The organism is Streptomyces sp. ATLC9 (assembly GCF_057196705.1).
In genome coordinates this window covers 1-6138 of record NZ_JBXUOY010000289.1, presented here as the reverse complement: position 1 = coordinate 6138, position 6138 = coordinate 1, and the positions used below count along the sequence as shown (strand labels likewise).

Annotated in this window: 3 protein-coding genes; 2 read left to right on the top strand and 1 reads right to left on the bottom strand. The window is 76.1% G+C overall.

All coding sequences use genetic code 11. The features are described 5' to 3' along the window. Positions 1-171: AzlD domain-containing protein (locus AC2CJA_RS22715; protein ID WP_484604534.1), on the bottom strand; the 171-nt coding region annotated here is incomplete at its 3' end. A gap of 199 nt (positions 172-370) precedes the next feature. On the opposite strand from AC2CJA_RS22715, the gene AC2CJA_RS22710 reads away from it, so the two are divergent. After that, positions 371-5119 carry an Lhr family ATP-dependent helicase gene (locus AC2CJA_RS22710; protein WP_484604533.1) on the top strand — a complete coding sequence of 1583 codons (4749 nt, stop codon included), beginning with the start codon at positions 371-373 and terminating at the stop codon, positions 5117-5119. A 116-nt stretch (positions 5120-5235) separates the two neighbouring features. Next, a complete protein-coding gene (locus AC2CJA_RS22705; RefSeq protein WP_484604532.1) occupies positions 5236-6039 on the top strand; it encodes an Fpg/Nei family DNA glycosylase in 804 nt (267 codons plus the stop codon). Positions 6040-6138 lie beyond the last annotated feature (99 nt).

Sequence of the window (6138 nt, the reverse complement as noted above, 5' to 3'; positions counted from 1 at the left end):
GCCCTCGCCGCCGGAGGTCTGCCGCGCGGTGAGCGCCGCCAGCAGCGCCACGGGCAGCAGAGCGGCCAGCCGCCGCACCGGCGGACGCTCCAGCGCACCGGCGGGCACCGACAGCCCGAGCAGCTTGGCGAGGTAGCAGCCGACGGCCGTCACCCCGACCGCGATCCACACGCCCTCCGGGCGCGCAGCAGGTCCGTGTCCGGCAGCCGGTCGTACCGCCAGTGCCGCGCCCGCTCCTCCGTGCCCATGCGTTCCATTGTGCGGGGCCCTTCCCTGGCCTCCGCCGGGACTCCGGCCGCCCCGGCACCGGTACGGGTGCGCCGGAGCCGCCTGTGCGGGGATGTCAGTGAGGGGGTGCACGATGGAGGCCATGAACCGGCCACCGGCTCTCGACGCCTTCTCCCCCGCGACCCGCTCATGGTTCACGGGGGCGTTCCAGGCTCCCACCGCCGCCCAGGAGGGCGCCTGGCGGGCGATCGCCGAGGAGCGCGACGTCCTGGTCGTCGCGCCGACCGGCTCCGGGAAGACACTGGCCGCCTTCCTCGCCTCCCTGGACCGGCTGGCCGCCACACCGTCCCCGGCCGATCCGGTCCGCCGCTGCCGCGTGCTGTACGTCTCACCGCTGAAGGCCCTGGCCGTGGACGTCGAACGCAATCTGCGCAGCCCGCTGACCGGCATCCGCCAGGAATCGGTGCGGCTCGGCCTTCCCGAGCCCGGCGTCCGGGTCGGGGTCCGCTCCGGTGACACCCCGGCCGCCGAGCGCCGCGCGCTGGTCCGGCGCCCGCCGGACATCCTGATCACCACGCCCGAGTCGCTGTTCCTGATGCTCACCTCCGCCGCCCGCGAGGCCCTGCGCGGGGTGGAGACGGTGATCCTGGACGAGGTCCACGCCGTGGCCGGGACGAAGCGCGGCGCCCATCTGGCCCTCTCACTGGAACGCCTGGACGAGCTGCTGGACCGCCCGGCCCGCCGCATCGGCCTGTCGGCGACGGTGCGCCCGGTGGACGAGGTGGCTCGCTTCCTCTCGCCCCGGCGCGGCGCGCACATCGTGCAGCCGCCCTCGGGCAAGGAGTTCGACCTGTCGGTCGTGGTACCCGTGCCGGACATGGGTGAGCTGGGCGGCTCCCCGGTGCGGGACGCGGGCGGTCAGGGCCCCGGCGGCCAGGGGGACCGGCCCTCCATCTGGCCGTCGGTGGAGGAGCGGATCGCCGACCTCGTCCAGGCCCACCGCTCCACCATCGTCTTCGCCAACTCCCGGCGCCTGGCCGAGCGGCTGTGCAACCGGCTCAACGAGATCGCCTACGAGCGGGCCACCGGCGAGCCCGTCCCCGAGGGGCACTCGCCCGCCGAACTGATGGGCGGGTCCGGGGCGGCGGGAGGCGCTCCCCCGGTGCTGGCCCGCGCCCACCACGGTTCGGTCTCCAAGGAGCAGCGCTCCCAGGTCGAGGAGGACCTGAAGGCGGGCCGCCTGCCGGCGGTGGTGGCCACCTCCAGCCTGGAGCTGGGCATCGACATGGGCGCGGTGGACCTGGTGGTCCAGGTGGAGTCCCCGCCCTCGGTCGCCTCCGGGCTGCAGCGGGTGGGACGCGCCGGGCACCAGGTGGGCGCGGTCTCGTCCGGGGTGGTCTTCCCCAAGTACCGCGGCGATCTGGTGCAGTCCGCGGTGGTCACCGAGCGGATGCGCGAGGGTGCCATCGAGGCCCTGCGCATCCCCTCCAACCCGCTGGACGTGCTGGCGCAGCAGATCGTCGCCATGGCCGCCACGGACACCTGGGACGTCGACGAACTGCTCGCGGTCGTCCGGCGCGCCGCGCCCTTCGCGTCGCTGCCGGAGTCGGCGTACACCGCCGTGCTGGACATGCTCGCCGGGCGGTATCCGTCCGATGCCTTCGCCGAGCTGCGCCCCCGCCTGGTGTGGGACCGCGTCGCCCACACCGTCGCCGGGCGTCCGGGAGCCCAGCGGCTGGCGGTCACCTCGGGCGGGACGATCCCCGACCGCGGCCTGTTCGGCGTCTTCCTCGCCGGTGCCGACCCGAAGAAGGGGGGCGGCCGCGTCGGTGAGCTGGACGAGGAGATGGTCTACGAGTCGCGGGTGGGCGATGTGTTCACCCTGGGCACGACCAGCTGGCGCATCGAGGACATCACCCGCGACCGCGTCCTGGTCACCCCCGCTCCCGGCGTCCCGGGCCGGCTGCCGTTCTGGAAGGGCGACCAGCTGGGCCGCCCGCTGGAGCTGGGCCGCGCGCTGGGAGCCTTCCTGCGGGAGGTCGGCGGCCTGGCCCCGGAGGCGGCCCGGGAGCGGCTGGCGGCGGCCGGGCTGGACGAGTGGGCCGTGGACAACGTCCTGGCCTACCTGGACGAGCAGCGGCAGGCCTGCGGACACGTACCCGACGACCGCACGATCGTGGTGGAGCGCTTCCGCGACGAGCTGGGCGACTGGCGGATCGTGATCCACTCCCCCTTCGGGGCCCAGGTGCACGCGCCGTGGGCACTGGCGCTGGGAGCACGGCTGGACGAGCGGTTCGGCATGGACGCGCAGGTGATGCACGCCGACGACGGCATCGTGCTGCGGCTGCCCGACACCGATCTGATGGGCTTCGACCTCGGCGGGGACTTCGGCGCGACTGCGGTCCCGGGCCCCGCGAACGCACCGGACCACGACCCGGACCGGCCCCCGGTCGGCGCCGCCGACGTCCTGTTCGACCGCGACGAGGTGGAGCGGACCGTCACCGACCAGGTCGGCGGTTCGGCCCTGTTCGCCTCCCGCTTCCGCGAGTGCGCCGCCCGTGCCCTGCTGCTGCCCCGCCGCGACCCCGGCCGGCGCACCCCGCTGTGGCAACAGCGCCGGCGTGCCGCCCAACTGCTGCAGGTCGCCAGTGAGTTCGGGTCGTTCCCGATCGTCCTGGAGGCGGTGCGCGAGTGCCTCCAGGACGTCTTCGACGTACCCGGACTGGCCGAGCTGATGGGCGATGTCGAGTCGCGCCGGGTGCGCCTGGTGGAGGTCACCACACCCGAGCCCTCCCCGTTCGCCCGGTCCCTGCTGTTCGGATACGTCGCCCAGTACCTGTACGAGGGCGACTCCCCGCTCGCCGAGCGCCGCGCCGCCGCGCTGTCGCTGGACTCCCGGCTGCTGGCCGAGCTGCTGGGCCGGGCCGAGCTGCGCGAGCTGCTGGACCCGGAGGTGCTGGCCGACCTGGAGCGCGAGCTGCAGTGGCTCCCGGATGGCGGCGACAGCGGAGCCGGCGCAGTCCCCCGGGTCAAGGACACCGAGGGCGTCGCCGACGTACTGCGGCTGCTGGGCCCGCTCACCGGCGACGAGCTGACCGAGCGGGGCGCCGAGCCGCGGTGGGCGCGGGAGCTGGAGCACGCCCGCCGCGCCATCCGCGTGCGTATCGCGGGACGGGAGCACTGGGCGGCGATCGAGGACGCGGGGCGGCTGCGCGACGCGCTGGGCGCGGCGCTGCCCGTCGGCGTGCCCGAGGCCTTCACCGAGCCCGTGGCCGATCCGCTGGGCGACCTGCTGGCCCGGTACGCCCGCACCCACGGTCCGTTCACCACCGCGCGGGCCGCCGGGCGGTTCGGTCTGGGCACCGCGGTCGCCGACGGCGCACTGCACCGGCTGGCCGCGGCCGGCCGGGTGGTCCAGGGCGAGTTCCACCCCTCGGGAAGCGAGCAGGAGTGGTGCGACACGGGTGTGCTGCGGCGGCTGCGCCGCCGCTCCCTGGCCGCGCTGCGCCAGGAGCTGGAGCCGGTGCCGCCCGCCTCGCTCGCCGCGTTCCTGCCCCAGTGGCAGCATCTCGGGGCCGGGGCAGGCGGGCTGCGCGGCATCGACGGGCTGCTGCGGGCCGTCGAGCAGCTCCAGGGCGCTCCCGTGCCCGCCTCGGCCCTGGAGAAGCTGATCCTGCCCTCCCGGGTGGCCGACTACCACCCGGCCATGCTGGACGAGCTGACCGCCACCGGCGAAGTGCTCTGGGCGGGCGCGGGCGCGCTGCCGGGCAAGGACGGCTGGATCCGCCTCCACCTCGCCGACGCCGCCCCGCTGCTGCTGCCCGAAGCCCTCCCGCTGGAGACCGCACCGCTCCACCGGGCGGTCCTGGAAGCGCTCTCGGGCGGATACGGCCTGTTCTTCCGGCAGATCGCCGACCGGGTGCGCGCCACCGGCCACGAGGCGTCCGACACCGAACTGGCCGAGGCCGTGTGGGATCTGGCCTGGTCCGGGAGGCTCACGGGTGACACCCTCGCCCCGCTGCGCTCACTGCTCGGCTCCGGCCGCACCGCGGGGGCCACGGCCCACCGCGCCAGGCGGAGCACCCCCCGCGGCCGTTACGGGTCCCTCGCCTCCCTGCCGCCCACCTCACCGGCCGGGGCCTCCCGCCGCCCCGCCGCCTCCCGCAGCGGACCCCCGACGGTCGCCGGCCGCTGGTCACTGCTGCCCGACCGGGAGACCGACCCCACCCACCGGGCCCACGCCCTGGCCCGCGCCCTGCTGGACCGGCACGGCGTGGTCACCCGGGGCGCGGTCGCCGCCGAGGGGGTCGAGGGCGGCTTCTCGGCCGCCTACCGCGTGCTGTCGGTCTTCGAGGAGAGCGGCCGGGCCCGCCGCGGTTACGTGGTGGAGGGCCTGGGTGCCGCCCAGTTCGCCGTGGACGGCGCGGTGGACCGGCTGCGCGCGATCAGCACGGCCCGCGAGAAGCCCGAGGGCACCCGCCCGCGCACCGTCGTACTCGCCGCCTCCGACCCCGCCAGCGCCTACGGCGCCGCCCTTCCCTGGCCCGATCCACCGCCGGCGGACCGGGCGGGGGACTGCGGGCCGGGCCGGGGCAGGGCCACCACGGCCCACAAGCCGGGCCGCAAGGCGGGCTCCCTGGTGGTACTGGTCGACGGCGAGCTCGTCCTCTACCTCGAGCGCGGCGGAAAGACGCTGCTGGCCTGGCGGTCCGAGGGTCCGTCGCTGAACGCCGCGGTGGAGGCGCTGGTCGAGGCCGCGCACCGCGGAATGCTGGGCACCCTCACCGTGGAGCGGGTCAACGGCTGCCCGGCCCTGGCCTCCCCCATCGGCACCGCACTCGAGACCGCGGGCTTCCACGCCACCCCGCGCGGACTGCGGCTGCGCGCCTGACGGTGTGACAGCGCGACGGCCGGCGGTACGAGGATCCGCGAGGCGCATGGGGACGGCGGCGACGGGAAGCGGCCGAGGAGCGGAACCGAGACCGACAAGCGAGGAGGGACGGCCCGGTGCCCGAGGGAGACACCGTCTGGCGCACCGCCCGGCAGTTGCACCGGGCGCTGTCGGGAGCGCCCCTCGTCCGCTGCGACCTGCGGGTGCCCAAGCTCGCCACCGTGGACCTCACCGGGCGCGAGGTGCTGGAGACCGCCGCGCGCGGCAAGCACCTCCTCACCCGCTTCGAGGGTGGCCTGACCCTCCACTCCCATCTGCGGATGGACGGCGCCTGGCGCGTCTACGCACCCGGCAGGCGGTGGAGCGGCGGCCCCGGCCACCAGATCCGCGCCGTCCTCACCACCACCGCCCACTCGGCCGTGGGATACCGCCTCCCCGTCCTGGAGCTGCTGCGCACCGCCGACGAGGACAGGGCCGTCGGGCATCTGGGCCCGGACCCCCTGGGCCCGGACTGGGACGCGGCGGAGGCTCTGGACCGCCTGCTGTCGGACCCCGCCCGTCCCGTCGCCGAGGCGTTGCTGGACCAGCGCAACCTGGCCGGGGTCGGCAACGTCTACGCGGCGGAACTCTGCTTCCTGGCCGGGGTGACGCCCTGGCTGCCGATCGGTGAGGTCCCCTCCCCCGAACGCCTGACGGCCCTGGCGAAGAAGCTGCTGGAGGTCAACAAGGCCCGTGCCCTCCGCGTCACCACCGGCGACGTGCGCGCGGGCCGGAATCTGTGGGTGTACGGCCGTGCCGGGAAACCGTGCCCACGCTGTGGCACGGCCGTCCGCGTCCGAGGGCCCGGCCCCTCCGCCACCCGGCGTGTGGCGTACTGGTGTCCCGGCTGCCAGACGGGGCCGCCGCCCCCAGCCGCCTGAACGCCGGCTCCGCCCGGACAGCGGCCGGACCACGATCGGCGACGCGACACCATGGGCCCGGGGGCGGGGGCCGGGGCCGCCCCCCCGGCGGGGGGCGGC

Coding starts and splice junctions, on each gene's coding strand:
- AC2CJA_RS22710 (WP_484604533.1), top strand. CDS start 371: ATGAACCGGCCACCGGCTCTCGACGCCTTCTCCCCCGCGACCCGCTCA.